Origin of the sequence: Streptomyces sp. NPDC058683 (assembly GCF_042716195.1) — a bacterium.
Taxonomy (GTDB): Bacteria; Actinomycetota; Actinomycetes; order Streptomycetales; family Streptomycetaceae; genus Streptomyces.
The window spans coordinates 153,266-171,411 of sequence record NZ_JBHXSK010000001.1; the positions used below are offsets into that span (position 1 = coordinate 153,266).

Annotated in this window: 19 protein-coding genes; 11 read left to right on the plus strand and 8 right to left on the minus strand. The window is 67.5% G+C overall.

What is annotated here, in order from left to right; genetic code table 11:
• Positions 1-91: 91 nt before the first annotated feature.
• Together ACFWXC_RS00845 and ACFWXC_RS00850 are read right to left on the minus strand one after the other, a co-directional pair.
• Complete coding sequence (locus ACFWXC_RS00845; protein WP_384470870.1) at positions 92-736, minus strand: NAD(P)-dependent oxidoreductase; 645 nt, start codon at positions 734-736, stop codon at positions 92-94.
• 55 nt (positions 737-791) lie between these two features.
• Positions 792-1,574, minus strand: a complete 783-nt coding sequence (locus tag ACFWXC_RS00850; RefSeq protein WP_384470873.1) for an MBL fold metallo-hydrolase — start codon at positions 1,572-1,574, stop codon at positions 792-794.
• 130 nt (positions 1,575-1,704) lie between these two features.
• Here ACFWXC_RS00850 and ACFWXC_RS00855 point away from each other — a divergent pair, with 130 nt between their 5' ends.
• The gene (locus tag ACFWXC_RS00855; RefSeq protein ID WP_384470876.1) at positions 1,705-2,598 is read left to right on the plus strand and encodes an AraC family transcriptional regulator; all 894 of its coding nucleotides are present in this window, start codon (positions 1,705-1,707) and stop codon (positions 2,596-2,598) included.
• Positions 2,599-2,907: 309 nt separating this feature from the next.
• On the opposite strand, the gene ACFWXC_RS00860 is transcribed toward ACFWXC_RS00855, so the two are convergent.
• From ACFWXC_RS00860 to ACFWXC_RS00880, 5 genes are all read right to left on the minus strand, one after another.
• Positions 2,908-3,060 (minus strand): hypothetical protein, encoded by a 153-nt coding sequence (locus tag ACFWXC_RS00860; RefSeq protein ID WP_384470879.1) that lies wholly within the window; start codon positions 3,058-3,060, stop codon positions 2,908-2,910.
• A gap of 30 nt (positions 3,061-3,090) precedes the next feature.
• On the minus strand, positions 3,091-3,498 hold the full coding sequence (locus tag ACFWXC_RS00865) for a TetR/AcrR family transcriptional regulator (RefSeq protein ID WP_384470882.1): 408 nt from the start codon (positions 3,496-3,498) through the stop codon (positions 3,091-3,093).
• Positions 3,485-4,237: an SDR family NAD(P)-dependent oxidoreductase gene (locus tag ACFWXC_RS00870; protein ID WP_384470885.1), complete on the minus strand. Its 753-nt coding sequence runs from the start codon at positions 4,235-4,237 to the stop codon at positions 3,485-3,487. The genes ACFWXC_RS00865 and ACFWXC_RS00870 overlap by 14 nt, the downstream gene beginning before the upstream one ends.
• A 90-nt stretch (positions 4,238-4,327) precedes the next feature.
• A complete protein-coding gene (locus tag ACFWXC_RS00875; protein ID WP_384470888.1) occupies positions 4,328-4,999 on the minus strand; it encodes a response regulator in 672 nt (223 codons plus the stop codon).
• Positions 4,996-6,216 carry a sensor histidine kinase gene (locus tag ACFWXC_RS00880; protein WP_384470891.1) on the minus strand — a complete coding sequence of 407 codons (1,221 nt, stop codon included), beginning with the start codon at positions 6,214-6,216 and terminating at the stop codon, positions 4,996-4,998. The genes ACFWXC_RS00875 and ACFWXC_RS00880 overlap by 4 nt, the downstream gene beginning before the upstream one ends.
• A 280-nt stretch (positions 6,217-6,496) precedes the next feature.
• Here ACFWXC_RS00880 and ACFWXC_RS00885 point away from each other — a divergent pair, with 280 nt between their 5' ends.
• From ACFWXC_RS00885 to ACFWXC_RS00915, 7 genes are all read left to right on the plus strand, one after another.
• Entirely contained in the window at positions 6,497-7,861 is a 1,365-nt protein-coding gene (locus tag ACFWXC_RS00885) for a ferric reductase-like transmembrane domain-containing protein (protein WP_384470894.1), read from the plus strand.
• Between the two features lie 51 nt (positions 7,862-7,912).
• Positions 7,913-8,356, plus strand: coding sequence for an FMN-binding protein (locus tag ACFWXC_RS00890; RefSeq protein ID WP_384470898.1), 444 nt, complete (start codon positions 7,913-7,915; stop codon positions 8,354-8,356).
• Positions 8,353-9,138 (plus strand): FAD:protein FMN transferase, encoded by a 786-nt coding sequence (locus ACFWXC_RS00895; RefSeq protein ID WP_384470902.1) that lies wholly within the window; start codon positions 8,353-8,355, stop codon positions 9,136-9,138. The genes ACFWXC_RS00890 and ACFWXC_RS00895 overlap by 4 nt, the downstream gene beginning before the upstream one ends.
• Before the next feature lie 294 nt (positions 9,139-9,432).
• On the plus strand, positions 9,433-9,843 hold the full coding sequence (locus ACFWXC_RS00900) for a hypothetical protein (protein WP_384470905.1): 411 nt from the start codon (positions 9,433-9,435) through the stop codon (positions 9,841-9,843).
• Positions 9,840-11,465: a cation acetate symporter gene (locus ACFWXC_RS00905; RefSeq protein ID WP_384470908.1), complete on the plus strand. Its 1,626-nt coding sequence runs from the start codon at positions 9,840-9,842 to the stop codon at positions 11,463-11,465. The genes ACFWXC_RS00900 and ACFWXC_RS00905 overlap by 4 nt, the downstream gene beginning before the upstream one ends.
• 232 nt (positions 11,466-11,697) lie before the next feature.
• Positions 11,698-12,468 (plus strand): YciI family protein, encoded by a 771-nt coding sequence (locus ACFWXC_RS00910; RefSeq protein WP_384470911.1) that lies wholly within the window; start codon positions 11,698-11,700, stop codon positions 12,466-12,468.
• Between the two features lie 291 nt (positions 12,469-12,759).
• Positions 12,760-13,701: a VOC family protein gene (locus tag ACFWXC_RS00915; RefSeq protein WP_384470914.1), complete on the plus strand. Its 942-nt coding sequence runs from the start codon at positions 12,760-12,762 to the stop codon at positions 13,699-13,701.
• A gap of 181 nt (positions 13,702-13,882) precedes the next feature.
• On the opposite strand, the gene ACFWXC_RS00920 is transcribed toward ACFWXC_RS00915, so the two are convergent.
• On the minus strand, positions 13,883-14,920 hold the full coding sequence (locus tag ACFWXC_RS00920) for a LysR family transcriptional regulator (RefSeq protein WP_384470917.1): 1,038 nt from the start codon (positions 14,918-14,920) through the stop codon (positions 13,883-13,885).
• Between the two features lie 394 nt (positions 14,921-15,314).
• Here ACFWXC_RS00920 and ACFWXC_RS00925 point away from each other — a divergent pair, with 394 nt between their 5' ends.
• The 3 genes from ACFWXC_RS00925 to ACFWXC_RS00935 all read left to right on the plus strand — a co-directional run bounded on the left by ACFWXC_RS00925 (position 15,315) and on the right by ACFWXC_RS00935 (position 18,125).
• Entirely contained in the window at positions 15,315-16,253 is a 939-nt protein-coding gene (locus ACFWXC_RS00925) for a fumarylacetoacetate hydrolase family protein (protein ID WP_384470920.1), read from the plus strand.
• Positions 16,250-17,182 (plus strand): amidohydrolase family protein, encoded by a 933-nt coding sequence (locus ACFWXC_RS00930; protein ID WP_384470923.1) that lies wholly within the window; start codon positions 16,250-16,252, stop codon positions 17,180-17,182. Before ACFWXC_RS00925 ends, ACFWXC_RS00930 begins: the two co-directional genes overlap by 4 nt.
• 91 nt (positions 17,183-17,273) lie before the next feature.
• A complete protein-coding gene (locus tag ACFWXC_RS00935; protein WP_384470926.1) occupies positions 17,274-18,125 on the plus strand; it encodes a hypothetical protein in 852 nt (283 codons plus the stop codon).
• Positions 18,126-18,146 lie beyond the last annotated feature (21 nt).

Sequence of the window (18,146 nt, forward strand, 5' to 3'; positions counted from 1 at the left end):
AGTTGTCGGTTACAGCTGTGGTTTGTAAGAGGTGAAGTTACCCCGAACCGTGCTGGCCAAGATCAAGATGAGGAGTCGCTGGGCGACGGCTTTAGTAGCCGACGGTGAAGCGGCGGTTGAGGTGCCGGGGGTGCTCGATCTCGTCCACGAGGGCGACGGCGTAGTCCTCGTAGGAGATGCGGGCCTGGCCGTCCTCGCCGGTGACCGGGTGGTCCAGACCGGTGCGGTAACGGCCGGTGCGCTCGCCGGGCGCGAAGTGCACGGGGGGCGGGGAGAGGTAGGTCCAGGTGACGTCGTCGCCGAGGCCGAGGTAGGCGTCGAGGGCCTGGATCTGGCCGATGGCGTAGGGCTTGAACTCCTCCGGGAAGCCAGGAGTGTCGAAGAAACGCACGCCATCGGCGTTGAGGAGGCTGGCCCCGCCGCCCATGTGCAGGATGCGGGTCCCGGCCGCGGCCAGGGCACGCACGGCTGAGGCGACAGACGCCACGGCGTCGGTGTACAAGTGGGCGTCGGGCCCGCCGATCGTCAGCACCAGCGCGTCGGCGTCCTTGGCCAGGTCCGCGACCGTCCCGTGATCGGTGACATCGTTGGACACCAGCCGCACCCCACCGGGCACGGAAGCGATCCGCGAGCGGTCCCGGACCACCGCGGTGACCGCATGACCACGTGCGGCGGCCTCGGCGACGACACGGGAGCCGGCCTTTCCGGCGGCGCCGAACACCACGATCCTGCTCATCGTCCTTGTTCTCTTTCCTTGCTTGGTACGGCGGTACAGGGTCCGGTACGACGGTTCAGGCGCCCTGCGCGCCGAAGAGGTACTGGTTGCCGATGTCGATCAGGAACGGGCCGCCGTAGGTCGGGTAGCGCTCCAGGATCGCCTTCTTGTACGCCTCAGCGTCGTCGCCGAGGAGTTCGCGGGCGGCGGCGAGGTAGTCGCGCAGCTCGGCGTAGACGCCCGGCGTGGCGGGCAGGCCGTGCCCGGCCAGGATCGTGTCGTACGAGGTGTCGGCGGCCAGAGCGTCGAGGGCCTTCTGCCAACCGTCGATGTCGTTGTTGCCGAGGAACAGGTGTGTGGCGTGGTAGATGAGGTCCTGGGCGACCAGGACGCCGTGCACGGGCAGCCTGATCACGAGTTCGTCGGCCGCCTCGCCGCCTGTCACGGCCTCGAAGACGAACGGCACGCCGTCGATGACCTCGGTACCGGGGCTGATCTCGACGGTCGGCGTTACGTCCGTGATCGGAATGAGTATGCCGGTCGGGTCCTGGGCGTCGCCCTGGGCTGCGATCTGGTCGCGCACGGTGGGCAGCGCGTGCACGGGCGCACCGAAGCGGGCCGCGCCGTGGAAGTGGTCGGGGTGGGCGTGCGTGACGATCAGCCGGTCGATCGGCTTGCCCAGCCCCTTGGCGTAGGCGACGACCTCGTCCGCGTACCCCAGCGCGTACTGCGCATCGACGGCCACGATCCGGGCCGGGGTCTCGATCAGCTGGGTGGTGACATTCAGACTGTCGTCCGGTGCCATGTAGCTGTGGACGCGGACCGTGCCCATGTCGATGACCGTCACAGTGCCGTTCATGCTGCGCTTCTTCCTGGTCGCGCGGTATCCGATCAACCGTCGTTGCGTCCACTGTCGCCGGTGCACCACGGCTGGGCGAGATACGCTGGAGACCTCTGATGGTCAAAGACGGACATGAGTGAGGTCTCCCGTGTCGGCCTCCGAAGTCGCCACCGCCCATGACGGACCGATCCCCGGGTTCGGCTTCAACCCGCCCACCGCGCCAGTCGCCGGATTCGAGCTGACCGAGCTGGCCGACCTGCACGAGCGGATGGCCGACGGCAGCCTCCAGCGCGTCCACCGGGTCGACTTCCACACAGTCACCCTGATCACCGAAGGCAGCGGGGAGCACTCCGTCGACTTCGTCACCTACCCGTGCCGCCCCGGCACACTGCTGTGGATCCGTCCCGGCCAGGTCCAGCGCTTCGGCCGCCCCGGCACCATGAACGGCACCCACCTGCTGTTCACCCCCACCTTCCCTCCCTACCTGGCCGGCACCGACCGTCTCGTGCGTGAGTGGTACGGCCCCGCCTGCCGGCAACTGGGCACCGGCCACGACTACGGCACCCTGTCCGCCCTGATGGGCAGGGTGCGCGCCGAGTTCAACCGCCCGGTCGGAACCGTGTCGCAGGAGATCCTCCAACTTCTCCTCGCCACCGTGCTGTTGCACATCGACCGGCTACCCCAGCCGGGACCGGACGGCGACCCGCACGCCGGCGGCGAGGTCTACGCCCGCTTCCGCGCCCAGCTGGAACGCTCCTACGCCACCACCCGGCGCGCCGAGGACTACGCCCACCTCCTGGGCTACACGGTCAAAACCCTCACCCGCGCCTGCCTGGCCGCCACCGGACAGCCCGTCAAACAGGTCATCGACGCCCGCGTCGCCCTCCAGGCCCAACGGCTGCTCGCCCACACCGACGAACCGGTCGCGGTCATCGCCCGCCGCCTGGGCTTCTCCGAACCCACCAACTTCGGCAAGTTCTTCACCCGCCACACCGGCACCACGCCCGGCGCCTTCCGCCACACCCACCAGCCCCCGCAGTGAGCGGCGTATCCAGGAATCGACTCGAGCGCGCGGGCGAGTACGGCGGCCGCCACGGCTCTCCTCTGGCAGATCCAGCCCGCCCGCAAGGCGAAGGGCGGCACGGTGCCCGCGCTCCACGGACTCGGGCTCGTCAACCGGACGGCACGGAATTCCGTAGATGATCGCCCTGCGCAGAGGGCTTGCCGGTGCGGAGCTGTCGCCGACGACCCACCTGCACAGCGAGTTCTTCCTCGGCCGTTTCCCGACGTGACCCGTGTGCCGGTGGTGCACCGACGCACGGCAACGTCGGGTCGAAGAATCGGGATCCGGTTACTCGCCGCGGCGCAGTCCCGCCCAGATCCGCGGCGGTAGGAGCTTGGCGGCTCTGTCGAGGTCGACGTCCGCACCGCTGAGCCACCTGCAGGACAGTTCCGCAAGCGGGCCGATCAGCATCATCTCGATCAGCGGATCCGTCAGGTCCACGATCGAGCCGGCCGCGATGTGCGGTGCCGGTCACGCGGAGGTGCGGGCCATGCGGGGGCGCTTGGCCTCGGCGATTACCTCGGCGTGGGCGGGCCGGTAGGCGATGTACTCCGGCAGGTGGATCACTCGTGCCTCGGCAGGCCGGTCCATGGTGAAGGAGAGGTAGGCCTTGGCCGCCGCGGTCACGCCGGTGCGGGCCGTCCTCGCCCGCTCCAGGTCGGCCACGGTCGCGTCGAGCATCTCTCCCAGGCATCGGGCGAACAGGGCCGCGATCAGCCCGTCGAAACTGCCGAAGTGGTGGTAGGGGCTCCCGAGGCTCACCCCGCTGCTCGCAAGGACGGACTGCACGGTCGCCTCGCCCGCCTCGTGGGCGGCCAGCGCTGCGTCCAGCAGGCGCTGTCTGGTCTCCTCCCCCCGGCGTTGCTTAGCGGTCGGCACCGGTCAGCTCCCGTGCCTGGTCCCACAGCCGGCGCGCCAGCTCGGGGTCGCCCTGCAGGGGCTCTTCCTTGTGAGTGTTGAAGTAGCGCCCCGTGCCCGTGGTGTCCGTCGCCAGGCGGACCACGGGGGCCGCCCCTTTGGCCGGGCCCGGCCACAGCCGCTTCGCCACGCGGAGCATCACGCCCTGTGCGCCACCCCGATCGCCCAGGCCGGTGCGGATCACGCAGGGATGCACTGCGTCGATGGTCACGCCGGTGTCCCGCCAGCGCTCCGCGAACAGCGGCATCATCAGCACATTCGCACGCTTGGTGTCGCAGTACGTGCGGGTACTGCTGAAGTCCTTGCCCCACGGCGTGCGGTTCGGATCGATCTCGCCCCTGGTGTAGAGGCCAGCGCTGACCTGCACCACGCGCCGCAGCCGGGGCTCCAGTGCCAGGTTCAGTTGGAACGGCGCCAGGTGGTTGATCGCGAACGAGGCCTCGATGCCGTCCTCGTTGTGCTGCAGTTCGGTCGGCCAGAGGGCAGCGTTGTGGACGAGCACGTCGATGGCGGGACATGCCGCCGCCAGGTCCTTCGCCAAGGCGTCCACCGTCCGCCGTGAGGCGAGGTCGCCTTGGATCACCTCGACTCCCTGAGGCACCGATGCGGCGGGGTCACGCGCCACCGCGACGACGCGGTAGCCCTTGTCCGCCAGCGCCTCGCATACCGCGTACCCGATACCTCGATTACCGCCAGTCACGACTGCTGTCTCCATGACAGCCCGCGATAACCAGAATATGTTTCTAGAACAAATCTCTATTAGCCGGGTCGGTGTCGCGGGACTGGCCGGTCAGGGCCGCCCTGGTCGAACGAGGCCGCTCTCATAAGCGATGACGACGAGTTGGGCGCGGTCGCTCACGCCCAGCTTGGCCATCGTCCGGTTGACGTGGGTCTTCACTGTGTGCGGGCTCAGCTGCAGGCGCGCGGAGATCTCGTTGTTGGTCAGCCCCTGGGCGACCAGCGTGAGCGTCTCCCGCTCCCGGGGAGTAAGCAGCTCCATCTGCTCCGGGCGACGATTGACCGGTGGCTCGGACAGATGCCGGAAGCGCTCCATCAGGGCGCGGGTCGCAGCCGTGGAGAGTAGTGATTCGCCGGCCGCCACCGTCTCGATCGCACCGACGAGCTCGGCCGGATCGGCACCCTTGCCGATGAATCCGCTGGCTCCGGCCCGGATCGCCTCAGCGACGTACTCATCGACCTCGAAAGTGGTGAGGATGAGCACCTTCACGTCGCACAGATGCTCGTCCGACGTCAGCATCCGAGTCGCTTCCAGCCCGTCGACCTCAGGCATGCGAATGTCCATCAGCACGACGTCCGCACGGTGCTCCCGAGCCAGCGCCACGGCATCGGCGCCGTTCGCGGCTTCTCCGACCACCTCCATGCCGGGCGTGTTGTCGATCAACAGGCGGATCATGCCCCGTAGAAGCGCCTGGTCGTCGGCGAGTACGACACGGATGGTCACCGGCCGACTCCGCTCGGCTGCTCGGCCATGCGGACGGGGCGAACAAAGGGCAGCCGTGCGTCAACGGAGAACCCTCCCTGTGGACGTCGGCCCACGACGACCTGGCCTCCCACCGCAGCCGTTCGCTCCCGGATGCTGATCAGGCCCCGTCCGGTGCCGCCTGAAGCACTGTTGTCCGGTGCCGCGGCGTTGACGGACCCGCTGTTCTCGACGGTGATGCGTACAGCATCGTGCCCGAAGCCGACCCGGAGCCGGGCAACGTCCACACCGCCGTGCTTGCGCACATTGGTCAGTGCCTCCTGGACGATGCGGTACGCGGCGAGGTCCACCGCCGACGGAAGGGACTGCTTCTCGCCTTCCTTGACGACCTCGACCCGAAGCCCCGCGCGGGCGAACGACGCCACCAGCTCTTCCAATCGGTGAAGTCCTGGGACCGGATCGCGCGGCGTGGCGCCATCACCAGGCTGGGTGAGAAGGCCCACGATCGCGCGCAGTTCGTCGAGTGCCTGCTTGGAGTGGTTGCGGATGGCTACCAGGTTGTCCACCAGTACCGCCGGATCACGTTGTCCGAGATGGATGGAGATACTGGACTGCGTAGTGATCAGGGTGAGTTCGTGGGCCACCACATCGTGCAGTTCCCGCGCGATGCGCATCCGCTCGTCGGTGACACGGCGGGCTGCCTCTTCCTCTCGATTGCGTTCCGCCCGCGTCGCGCGTTCTGTCAGCGCCTTCACGTAGGCACGCTGGCTGCGTACCGAGTCGCCCAGGGCGGTGGCCAGCCCAATCCACGTGAGCGCGCCGAGGCGCTGGGGTCCAAGGAGCAGGCCGGGTGCCCAGAGCACGGCCGGACCGATCGTGCATGCCGCCGTCACGGCCGCGGCGGTCCAGGCGGTACGCCGCTCGGTGCGCACCGCCATGTTGTACAGGGCCACACTCAACGGGGTGATGAGAGGAGCGACCTCTCCGCCGGTGGCCTGGACGATCACGCATACCGCCGTCGCGATGCCGAGCGCCCAGAAGGGCGCGCGTCGTCGTGCCAGCAACGGCGCGGTGGCGGCAGCGGCCAGAAGGGCGTCCGTCGCCATCGGATGCGCGGACGGCCGCTCCGAGAAGCGCGCCCCGAAAGCGATCAAGGTGCACAGATAGACCACGCCGACCAACGCGAGATCGACGATTACGGGATTTTGCCGCGCCCAGCAGCGTACTGCGGTCCACATGCGCCCAGCGTAAACACCACCGGCAGCGGAGACGTCGCCCCGGCGCGTCACTCACGCCTACCGCAGCCGCGGTATTCCGACGGCTGTTTTCCGTGCCGGAGGTGGCCCCGACGTGGTACGGAAAAGCACCGCGCTCGCGCGACGACACATTCAAGGCTCTCAGGAAAACTCGCCTTGTCGAGGCCTGGCAGCATCTCCTGCCTTCTGCCTCCCGTCTCCTGCCACAGCTCAAAAGGACGCTCATCTGGCAGGCCCGTCGACCTATCCCGTGAAGGAAGCCATGGCATCCCATGCCCAGGACACAGGACTCATCGCCTCAGGGACCCCCTTCGTCCGCAGGACCATGCCGGCCGCGGTACTCACCGTCATCTGGGCTGGCGCCATCGCGGTGACAGGCCTGTGGTGGAAGAGCACCGAGTCCGTCTCGGGCAGTGGCGCGTGGCTCAGTGAGGCCGGTCGGATCACCGGACTGCTGGCCGGATACGCCGCCCCCGTGCTCATCGTGCTCATGGCCCGCCTGCCCTTCCTCGAACGGGGCGTCGGCACTGACCGCGTCGCCCGCTGGCACGCCATGGGCGGCCGGTACCTGACGGGTCTCCTCATCGCGCACATCGTGCTCATCATCTGGGGGTACGCGCTGACCGGCGGGAAAGGGATCATGACGGAGACGGTGGACATCGTCTTCCACTACCCGGACATGCTCAAAGCCACGGCCGGCACCTTCCTCCTCTTCGCGGTGGCGATCACCTCCGCACGTGTCGCCCGCCTTCGGCTGCGCTACGAAACCTGGTACTACCTCCACCTGGGCACGTATCTCGCGGTCGCACTCTCCTTCGCCCACCAGCTCTCCGACGGAGCCCAGTTCATCGCCGAGCCGCCGGCTCGTCTGGCCTGGCTGGCCCTGTATCTCGGTGCGGTGCTGCTGGTCTGTTGGTTCCGTCTCTGCATGCCGTTCCTTTCGGACTTGCGGCACCGACTGCGGGTGGCGGAGGTGCGGCGAGAGGGGCCCGGCACCGTCTCCGTCTTCGTCACCGGGCGGCGGCTGGAGAAGCTGCGGGCCAAGCCGGGACAGTTCTTCCGACTGCAGTTCATGGCGCCCGGTCTGCGCTGGACTGCTCACCCGTACTCGCTCTCGGCCCCCGCAAACCCGGAGTACCTGCGCTTCACCGTCAAGGGGCTGGGAGATCACAGCGCGGCGGCGGCCCGGCTGAAGCCCGGTACCAGGGTCCGCGCGGAGGGACCGTACGGAGCCTTCACGGCGGCACGCCGGCGTTCACGCAAAGTGCTGCTCCTGGCGGCCGGGGTCGGCATCACGCCGCTACGGGCCCTGTTCGAGACGCTGCCGACCGCCCCTGGTGACCTGACCCTGCTTTACCGGGCCAGCCACGCGAAGGACATACTCTTCCGCTCCGAACTGGAAGCCATCGCCGCCGAGCGCGGTGCGCGGCTCCAGTACCTCGTGGGGCGGCGCAACAAGGTGGGCGAACTCCTTACCGCCGAGAACCTGAAAACCATCATTCCCGATCTGGCCCGGCACGACGTCTTCCTCTGCGGGCCAGAGGCGATGACCGCCACGGCTGTGTCCGCACTCCGCTCCGCCGGGGTGCCGCGCAGCCGCATCCACTTCGAGTCCTTCGCCTTCTGAAGTCCATCACCCGCCCGCACGCTCGTAGGAGTTATGGTGCGCCGATTCATCGTGACCACCGCCGCCACCGCCTCAGGCGTGGTGCTGTTGCTCTCCCTCAAGACAGCCGTGGCCGATTCCAACCCCTTGCCTCCGACTACAGGCGGCGCTGTCGCCAGTGGCCCGCTGCCGAGCGGTGCCAGCCCCAGCGCGACGTCTGGCAGCGGCTCCGCTTCGGCGGCCAAGACCGTCACTGGGGACGCGGCGAACACGCGCTACGGTCCGATCCAGGTCAAGATCACGGTCAAGGACGGAAAGATCACCGACATCTCCGTGCCGGAGTACCCCAAGGAAAACCCCGTCGACCAGATGCTCAACAGCCGGGCGCTGCCACAGCTCCGTCAGGAGGCAATAGTGGCCCAGAGCGCCCACATAGACGTGGTGTCCGGGGCCACCTACACCAGCGACGGCTACACCCAGTCCCTGCAGAGCGCGATCGACAAGGCCGGACTGTGAGCGGCGCTCCGCTGCGCCAAGTCGTGCACGTCATGGGCACCGTGTTCTCCTTCGACGTCCGCGACGCGGAGACAAAAGGACGACTCCTGGACGTCGAGGACGCACTGCACGAGGCGGCTGACCGACTTCACCGCATCGACGCGCTGTACTCCACGTACCGGGAGGACAGCGCGGTCAGCCGCCTCGACCGCGGCGAAGCCACGCCCGACACCTGCGAGCCCGAAGTCGCCCGGGTGCTGGCGGCTTGCGCCGAAGCGGAGCGGGAGACGGACGGTTGGTTCAACCTCAGGTCCACCGGCCGCCTCGACCCCTCCGGCTACGTCAAAGGATGGGCCGTGACGGAGGCGTCGCGGATCCTGCAGGCAGCGGGCTCGCGGCGGCACAGCATTTGCGGAGGCGGAGACGTCCAGACCTCGGGCGGCCCCGCGCCGGGTCAACCCTGGCGCATCGGCATCGCGCATCCGCTGCGCCCAGGCCGCCTGGCCGCGATCGTCGCGCACGAAGGGCTCGCCGTGGCCACTTCGGGCACCGCAGAGCGGGGCTGCCACATCGTGAACCCGCACACCGGCGAGCCGGCAACGGGCCTTGCCTCACTCACGGTCGTGGGCAGGGACCTGGCCCGGGCCGACATCTGGGCCACGGCCGGATTCGCCATGGGAGCCGACTGGCTCGACGCCCTTGAGGCGGCCGAGGGTCTGGAGGCCCTGGCAGTACTGCCCGATGGCGAACTGCGGTACACGTCTGGCTTCCACACCTACACGGCCACCGCTCCCGTGGGTTGAGCCGACTGGCGATCAATTGGTTCTCGGAACGAGCCGCCCCAATCGCAGGATCGATAAAGGACATTGACGGAATCGATTTCACTAATCGCCGTCGATTGCGCACAGTAGGTGATTGCGGGGCGGCCACGTGAACCAACGTCGTCGGCCCGGTTCGTGTGCGACCCATCGCCGTCGTGCGACGTGAGCCGTCCGGCCCCCGCCCTCCGACTGCAGCCAGTTCGCCGACCGGCATCCCCCTGCACGGTGCGGAGGGTCACCCGCTTCCACTCCGCTGCCGCTCCAGGCAGCCTTCTGATGACATTGGCGGAACCGTTGCGTTCGTCCCCACTTACATCCCACCCGCTGCACGATCCGGACGGGGACCACCCCGATGCGAGAAGCATCGCCCTCACCAAGATCCGCGAGGTCTCGCGGAGACTGGATCGCTCGCTCGTCGGTGCCAACGCCGTGTGCTTCGTGCTGATCTCTGCAGTGGGTCTGACCGGCAGTGCCGTGTTCGGTACCACCGTGCTCACCGGTCCCCTGACCGTGGGACTGCTGATCTGCCTGATACAGGCACTCATCCTGCTGTGGACCGTCGACCGGTACGACCGCCAGTGCGCCCGTCACCTGGAGCCGCTCACCCGGCTTGCCGCCGGTGGAACCGCAGAACCTGCCCCTCAAGGGCCGCACACGCTCTTTGCCAGACCGGGGAGAAACCCGTGACCTGGTCCGCAGCCGAAAGTGCGGTCGACGTCGGCAGCCCGTCGTTCGTGCTGGTCGGCTTCCTTGGATTCATCGTCGTCGCCCTGTTCCTGTCCATCATGGGAGGACCTGACGGCGACAGCGCGGCCGACTTCCACGTCGGCTCGCGGACACTCTCGCCCCTGCGGAACGGTGCCGCTCTCTCCGGCACTTACCTGGCGACCACGGTTCTGCTGAACGTCACCGGAGTCGTGGCCATCAGCGGCTTCGACGGCATCACCATGGCCTTGGACCTGGTGCTCTCCCTCGGTGTCCTGATCCTGTTCGCCAGGCCGCTTCGGCAGAGCGGCGCGCACACCCTGGGCGACCTTTTCGCCCTCCGGATTTCCGGTACCTCGCCGAGAATCGCCGCCGCCGTGGCGACCCTGGGCGTCTGCGTGCCATTCCTGGCCATTCAGCTGAACGGCGCCGGCGCCATCACCGCCCAGCTCATGGGCCTCTCCTCGCTCGGCGCGAAGCAGGTCTGCACGTTGTTGCTCGGGGTGCTGGTGGTGCTCTGTGCCGCTCTTGGCGGCATGCGGGGCCTCACGTTGGTGCAGATCCTCTCCGGTGCGGTCACTCTCGCAGCGCTGGCCGTGAGCAGTCTGGCGGTGCTGGTTCATTTCCACGGCAACCTCGACACGCTGGTGTCGGACGCCGCGCGCGGGAGCCGACAGCAGCACTACCTGCAACCAGGAAACCTGCTGGGGCACAGCGCCGAGGGCCGTGTCGACCTGATCGGACTGCAGCTGGTGCTGGTACTGGGCACGGCTTGTATGCCGCACATCCTCCTGCGGATGCACGCCGCTCGGGACGGCGCCGCCGCGCGGCGTTCGGTCCGGCACACCGCCATCGTCGTCGCCGTGGTCTGCCTCGCGCTCGTCCTGCTGGGACTGGGAGCCTCCGCTGTGCTCGGCAGCGACGCGATCAGGAGCGGCGACGCCGACGGGGACGCCGCTCTCCTCCTGATCACCCGCTCGCTGCTCGGCGGGCAGGCAACGGTTCTGGGCAACTTGCTGTTCACCGCCGTCGCCTGCGCGGCATTCCTCACGGCGCTCTCCGTGATCGGAGGCACCACCCTGGCCGCGGCCTCATCGGTCGCCCGCGACGTCTACGTTCATGTCGTGCGCCGCAGTCCGGCCGCCCCCGGCACGGAAATCGCCGTAGCACGCACCGCGTCTCTCGCTCTCGGTGGACTCGGCGTCCTGGTAGCCGTCGTGCTGCAGGGTTCCCCAACCGGCTTCGGTTCGCAGCTCGCCACGAGCGTCGCCGCCTCTGCCATCCTTCCGGCGCTGGTCTACAGCTTGTACTGGCCCGGATACAACCGCAGCGGACTGCTGTGGACCGTCTTCGGAGGAGTGGTGCTGGCCGTGTTGCTGCCGCTCTTCTCACCCGCGATGTCCGGCAGCCCCAACTCCCTTCTCCCCGACGTGGACTTCGCCTGGCTCCCGGTGCGCAACCCCGGTCTGATCTCCATCCCGGTCGCCTTCCTCCTGGGCTGGCTGGGCAGCCGGTGGGGGCGTTCGCGTACGACATCGGACGACAATGAGCGCCGCCGACAGGCCGAGGCCCTTCACCTCACGGGAGCCCGTCAGCCCGGCTAGCCGCTTTCCCGCACCGCCGCCGGACGCACCAGAGCGGACGTCGACTCCGGCACCGGCGCATAACCGTCGGAAATCCCAGGCATGGACGATGTTCATGAACCACGTGGTGGTCCTGCCCTGGGCTTCCGTGTCAGCTTCTCAGCGAACGACATCCTCGCTCAGGAAGTGGAACAACATGGCTGACCAACCTTCCCAACGGATTGTTCCCGGCGAATTGCGGACCCTGAGGCTGGTGCCGACCGAACCCGTCCCCGAGGTCCTTTTCGTCTGCTCGGCGAAAGTGCGTGCCGACTTCGCCGCAGCGTTGCAGGCCAGGTTTGACCTGGGCTCTGAGCTCCCCGAGGGCATCCGACCCGTCTACGAGAGTCATCTTTCGTACAGCGACGGCCTCGGCGACGCGTTCTACGAGGCCGGGCCTTCGGCCGACTTCACTGAAATCCTGTACATATACCGGACGGAAAGCTTGGAGGAAGCGCGGAAGCTGATGCGGGCCGACCCTCTGTACGCGGCCGGGGTCTTCCACGACGACTCGTACTTCGAGTGGCACATCCATCCGCCGCTGTACAAGAGCCGGCTGCCGTTCATGCCGGAGCAGGTGCAGGAGGTGGAAGTCGAGGTGACGACCCCGCGGACGCTGATCGCGTCATACGGAACCTTCGACCTGGAGCCGATGAAGGACTGGCAGCAGGGCAAGGCCCCGCGTCCGCTCTTCCAACTGCTGCACCTCTACAACCTGTACGGCGAGGGCGGAACGGCGACGATGGGCATCACCTGGGCGTGCGGCCCGAACGCCGACCTCGACAAGGCCCTGCACATCCTCGCGGTTCCTTCGATCGAGATGGCGAAGTTCCACAACGAGATGGACGCCCTTTACCGGTGGGGCATCGTGTCGGACTTCCGCTACTTCGAGTGGTGCATTCACTATCCGCGACGAAAGGCCACGCCACGCCACAGGGCGGTCCTGGGGGATCTCATCGAGAGTGCGCAGACGGAGCAGCACTAGAGAATCTCATGCTCCCCGGCCCACGCGCGGCGACGATACCTGCCATGAACTGGGTCCCGCACCCACAAGGGACGTTCTACCCAAAAAGATCAAAGTGCGCACGCCAGTGACCCCGTGAATATCCAGCATCAACGGAATCAATTTCATGAGGCGCGAGAAGGCTGGCAGAGTTGATATCCGGGAGGGTATTCCCGTCGATGCTGCACCGCGCGGGCCTATCTCGTTCCGGGCCCTGCCGTCGCTCTGTGAATACCGCACCGCACCGCCATCGTCGATCAGCGAAGGACGATCATGACCGACCGCCTTATCACTCACCTCCGGCATGTGGACATCGGTGTGCCGGACTACGAAAAAGAGCTTGAGTTCTATTCCGGGGTCTGGGGTCTTACCAAGGTCGCGGAGGATTCCGGCATTTCCTTCCTGGCCGCGGAGGGCAGTCCGGAGCAGTATGTGGTGCGTCTGCGGAAGTCGGAGGAGAAGCGACTCGACCTCGTGTCCTACGGTGCGGCGACCACGCTGGACGTGGACGCCCTGGCGGAGAAGCTCCTGGCCGGGGGCGTCCAGCTGATCACTCAGCCGGACCGGATCGACACGCCGGGCGGCGGCTACGGTTTCCGCTTCTTCGACGGTGACGGGCGCACGGTGGAGGTGACGGCCGACGTGTCGCCGCGCAAGCACCGGCGGATCGAGGAGCGTGAGTCGATCCCGGTCCGGCTGTCGCACGTGGTGCTCAACTCCCCGGACATCAACAAGACGCGGGAGTGGTACGAGCGTCATCTGAACTTCGCGCTGTCGGACACCATCCGGCACCCGAAGATCGGCGATGCGATGCACTTCATGCGGATGAACCCGCAGCACCACTCCATGGCGATCGCCGCGGCTCCGCACCAGTCGCTGCACCACATCTCGTTCGAGATGCGTGGTCTCGACGAGTACATGCGCGGTACGGGCCGGGTGAAGAAGTCCGGCGCCACGTTCATGTGGGGGCCGGGGCGGCACTTCGCCGGCGACAACACGTTCAGCTACTTCCTGGACCCGCAGGGGAACATGGTCGAGTACACGACGGAGCTGGAGATCCTGGACGAGGACACCTGGCACCCGCACGTCTACGACCCGTCCAAGGACGGGGTGTCAGACCAGTGGGGCACGGCCAACAACCCGATGGAGGAGGCCATCGGCAAGGAGACCCACAACGAGGCCGACCACAGCGCCTTCATCGCTCCGCCGGTCTGAACGACCCGGCTGACCCGGTCCTGCGGATCTTCGCTCGACCACAGCTGATCTCAGTGGCCCGCCCGTCAGTCAACGGATGCCACGGTGAGCGGGAGAGCCGTGACGACCGAGGCCCGGTACGGGCAGATTCACCGAGAAGGGCCGCGGCGATTTCCTCCGCGGCCCTGTGCCTTCGCACCCCTCAGAGTGCACCGATGGCGGAGAGCACTCGGTCATCGGCCTCCAGCTCCGGCAAGGACGACGATCCGGTGTCGGCCTCGCCGGCGGCGACATCCGCGATCATCTGTCGCAGCCAGACGTGCGCCGGATCCGTATGAGCCAGATCGCTCCAGTACATCGTCTCGTGGAGCTCCGGCATCGGAAACGGCGGCTCGAACACCTTGAGGTCGGCGATGTCGCGGAAGTGGTGGGCGAGGCGCTCCGGGACCAGTCCGACCAGCCGGGTTCCCTTCACCAAGAAGGGCGCCAACATGAGGCTGTCGGCGACGACGTCCCTACGGCGGTCGGCGCACCGGTCCTCGGCCGGCCGCGGACCGAGGAAGGTCGAGAGTTCACTGATGAGCGAGCCGGTTCCGGGTTTCTGCGCCAGGAGAGCGCTCATCCATGGCTGCCAGGCGATGGCCAGATGGGGGAGGGACTCAATCAGGCTGAGGGGCAGTTCGTCACCGACATCCGGGTTGTCGGCAGAGACAATGCATACGAATCGTTCGGTGGACAGCCGTTGCGAGTGGATTCCGTCCAGATCCACGCCCGCGCCAATGACGAGATCGGCGCCATGGTGTCCGAGCATGCGGGGCACCAGATCGTTGAGCTGGCGCGCCTCAAGACCGACGCCTGGCGCCTGGGCCGCCGCACGACAGAGGGCGGGCTGGAGAATCCGGAGCATCGTGTAGTCGGACATGACCAGCGAGAAGCGGCGCGAGGCCACGGCGGGATCGAATGTGACCCGGTGCTCGATCGTGTGCCGGACCCGCGCGACCACGTCCTCCACCGGTTCGATGAGGGTCTGCGCCAGCGGCGTCAGCTCATAGTGGCGGCCGACTCGGGTCAGCAGCTCATCGTCGAACATGCGCCGCAGCCGGCGAAGCTCGGCGCTGACCGCCGACTGCGTAAGGTTCAGCTGCTCACCTGCCTTGGTGACGCTGCGGGTATGAAGCAGGGCATCGAGCGCCACCAACAGGTTGAGATCGAACTTACGAAGATTCACGGCTGACGTCATGATCACCTGTCCAAGGAACGGGGACGCCCTGGGCCCGGTACCCGAGCCGATAGTAAGGTACGTTACCGTACTATAAAGTCGGCGTAACGTCAGGACCTCGCGCACAAGGCGAGCACCTGGGCTCGCCCGCTCCCTGCCGCCTCTCGCTCCCGCTGCTGCCCGACGCCTGCTCCAACGAGGCGCCGATCATTACCTCTGGTCATGCCAGAGATGGATGAGCGTGCTTTCCCCGAACCTCATTACCTCTCCATTCCTTGCTATCTTCCATCGAGGGGAAGAGCGGAATGCCATGAAAGCGACGTCGCTCCCAGAAATCGGCGCTCCGGACCTGGTAATTCGATGACGAATTTCGCGAGGGTTTACATATGGGCCCGTCGCAGAGAAGGGTGTGTTTATGACTTTCGGACTCGGTACGTTCTCCGCCGCAGACGGTGTTGCCTTTCCCGGCTTGGTCGTCGACGGTCGGGTACACGACCTGCGGCCTGAGTTCAGCGACACGCTGTCGATGCTGAACGACTGGGAAGCCTCGCTGGGACGGCTCCGCGAGCTGGCCGTCGCGCTGCCGGGTGAGGGCCTGGCGCTCGACAGCCTTCGCCCGCTCCCGCCGGTGGCCTCCGGGCAGGTCCTGTGCGGCGGCGCCAACTACTACACGCATCTCGAGCAGCTGCACGCCGCGCTGCTGCGCAAGCAGGGCGACCAGCGGTCGGACGAGGAACTCTTCGCCGAGGGCCGGAAGTTCGGGCGCAGCCGCCTGGACGGGGAGGCGTTCGTCTTCGCCGCGCTCCCGAGCACGGTGAGCGGGGCCACCGACGACGTCGTGCTGTGGGGCCCGGGCGAGCAGCACGACTGGGAGCTCGAGCTCGCGGTGATCATCGGCCGCGGTGGCCGGGACATCGACGTGACGGACGCGCTGGACCACGTGGCCGGCTACACGATCTCCAACGACATCAGCACCCGCGACGTTATGAGCCGTCCCGACGTAGGAATGACCGACTACCTGATGACGAAGGTCAGGCCGACGTTCTTCCCCACCGGCCCGTACTTCGTGCCGCGCGAGTTCGTGCCCGACTACCGGGACCTGCGCATCACACTGAAGGTCAACGGCGAGGTCATGCAGAACGAAAGCGTCGACGACATGATCTTCGGGGTCGAGCAGCTGGTCGCCTACGCGTCGACGATCCTGGAACTGCGCCCCGGCGACCTGCTGCTAACCGGTTCCCCGGCCGGCAACGCCGGCCACCACGGCAACCGCTGGCTCGTCCCCGGCGACGTCATGGAGGGCGAGATCACCGGCCTGGGAGTGCAGCGCAACCGCTGCGTGAAGCCGGCATGAGGATCGACACCCACGTCCACATCAGCCCGCAGAACCTGCCCGCTCCGCCCGTTCCGGCTGGTCTGCCCCGCCCGCCGTCGCTCACCGCCGGCGCGATTCTGGGCATGTTGGACCGCTACGCGATCGACGGGGCGGTGCTGTCCCCGATGGCCATGGGCCTGAACGCGGGGGGCGGCGCCCAGGCGGCCAAGCTGGCGCGGATGATCAACGACGAGCTCGCGGAGACCGTGCGCTCGCACTCGACCCGCTTCGCCGGGCTGACGGTACTGCCGCTTCCCGATGTCGACGCCGCGGTCGCGGAGGTCGCCCACGGCCTCGACGTGCTGGAGCTGGACGGCGTCCTGCTGATGACGAACTACCAGGGCACGTACGCCGGCGACGAGAGCTGGGAGCCTCTGTACGCGGAGCTGGACCGCCGTGAGGCGTACGTCTTCCTGCATCCGACCCTGCCCGCATGCGGAATGCCGCTGGAGCATCCGCCGTGGCTGTACGAGTTCACCTTCGACACGACGAGGGTGCTGGCGAACCTGATCTACAACGGGATCTTCGAGCGCTTCCCGCGGATCCGCTGGCAGGTGGCGCACTGCGGAGGCGCCACACCGTTCCTCGCGGAGAGGATCGCCTCGCTGGCCGTCCGTGAACCGCAGCTCGCGCGGAAGGCGCCGGCCGGCGCTCTGGCGTACCTTTCCCGCCTGTACTACGACACGGGTCTGTCCAACAACGAGATCGCCTACCGGACGACCCGTCTGGTGGCTCCCGCGGACCGGATCGTCTTCGGCACCGACTGGCCGAACCTGCCGCTGCCGGAAGACGGCGACGACCCTGCTCCGGGGCTGGCCTTCCTCGACGAGGAAACCCGCTCGGCGCTGGACGCCAACGCCGCCGCACTCGTGCCCCGGCTGGCCGCCCTCATCGCCGCTTCCACCTGACCGACCACCGGGCGAGGCACCCCAGGGCGGAGCAGTTTGGCCGCTCCGCCGGTCCGATCTGCCCACAGAGCTGGAGCCACGGAGGAGACAGATGTCTGATGACACGTCGACCGGCGAGGATGCCAAGCCGCCGTTCCTGCCCGGAGAGCTGAGAACTCTGCGACTGGTGGCCAGCGAGCCGGTGCCCGAGAGGCTCTTCGCCTGCTCGGCGAAGGTGCGCGAGGACGTCGCGGCAGCTCTGCGGTCCCTGTTCGACAAGGGGATCGATCTGCCTGCGGAACTCGATTCCCTCTACCGCAAGCACATCGCGTACAACCACGGGTTGCGCGAGAAGTTCTACGAGGCCGGCCCCTCGGCCGACTTCACCGAGATCCTGTACATCTATCGGACCGAAACCCTCGAAGAGGCCCGTGAACTGATGCACGCCGATCCGCTCTTCACGGGCGGCGCCATCGGCGGAGAGTGGTTCTTCGAATGGCGCGTCCACGCTCCGCTCTACAAGGCCGGTCCTCACGTGCCGCCACTGCCGGAGCAGGAGCTCGAACTCGAGGTCACGATCACCACGCCCGAGACGCTTGTCGCGGCGTTCGGCAGCTTCGACTTCGATGCCGAACCGCTGCGCGCCTGGCGGCTGGACGGAGCACCACGCCCCCTGTTCGATGTGCTGCACGCCTACAACATGCACGGCCAGGGCGGTATCGCGGCGATGGGTATGGCCTGGGGCTGCGGGCCTACCGGCGACTGGAAGCACGCACTGCACATCTTCGCCACACCGACCGTCGAGATGGCGAAGTTCTACAACGAGGGTGACGCCCTGTGCCGCTGGGGTATCGCGAAGGACTTCCGCTACTTCGAGTGGTGCATCCACTACCCCGTCAGAAAGGCCACGCCACGGCACAAGGAGATTCTTAAGCGCTTCGTCGAGAACTCCGACGCATCCTGAGCACCTCGACGGCGCCCTCGA

Excerpts from the sequence above, each read along its gene's own strand:
- ACFWXC_RS00845 (WP_384470870.1), bottom strand. The coding sequence starts at position 736 with ATGAGCAGGATCGTGGTGTTCGGCGCCGCCGGAAAGGCCGGCTCCCGT.
- ACFWXC_RS00850 (WP_384470873.1), bottom strand. The coding sequence starts at position 1,574 with ATGAACGGCACTGTGACGGTCATCGACATGGGCACGGTCCGCGTCCAC.
- ACFWXC_RS00880 (WP_384470891.1), bottom strand. The coding sequence starts at position 6,216 with ATGTGGACCGCAGTACGCTGCTGGGCGCGGCAAAATCCCGTAATCGTC.
- ACFWXC_RS00885 (WP_384470894.1), top strand. The coding sequence starts at position 6,497 with ATGGCATCCCATGCCCAGGACACAGGACTCATCGCCTCAGGGACCCCC.
- ACFWXC_RS00900 (WP_384470905.1), top strand. The coding sequence starts at position 9,433 with ATGACATTGGCGGAACCGTTGCGTTCGTCCCCACTTACATCCCACCCG.
- ACFWXC_RS00915 (WP_384470914.1), top strand. The coding sequence starts at position 12,760 with ATGACCGACCGCCTTATCACTCACCTCCGGCATGTGGACATCGGTGTG.
- ACFWXC_RS00920 (WP_384470917.1), bottom strand. The coding sequence starts at position 14,920 with ATGACGTCAGCCGTGAATCTTCGTAAGTTCGATCTCAACCTGTTGGTG.
- ACFWXC_RS00925 (WP_384470920.1), top strand. The coding sequence starts at position 15,315 with ATGACTTTCGGACTCGGTACGTTCTCCGCCGCAGACGGTGTTGCCTTT.
- ACFWXC_RS00930 (WP_384470923.1), top strand. The coding sequence starts at position 16,250 with ATGAGGATCGACACCCACGTCCACATCAGCCCGCAGAACCTGCCCGCT.
- ACFWXC_RS00935 (WP_384470926.1), top strand. The coding sequence starts at position 17,274 with ATGTCTGATGACACGTCGACCGGCGAGGATGCCAAGCCGCCGTTCCTG.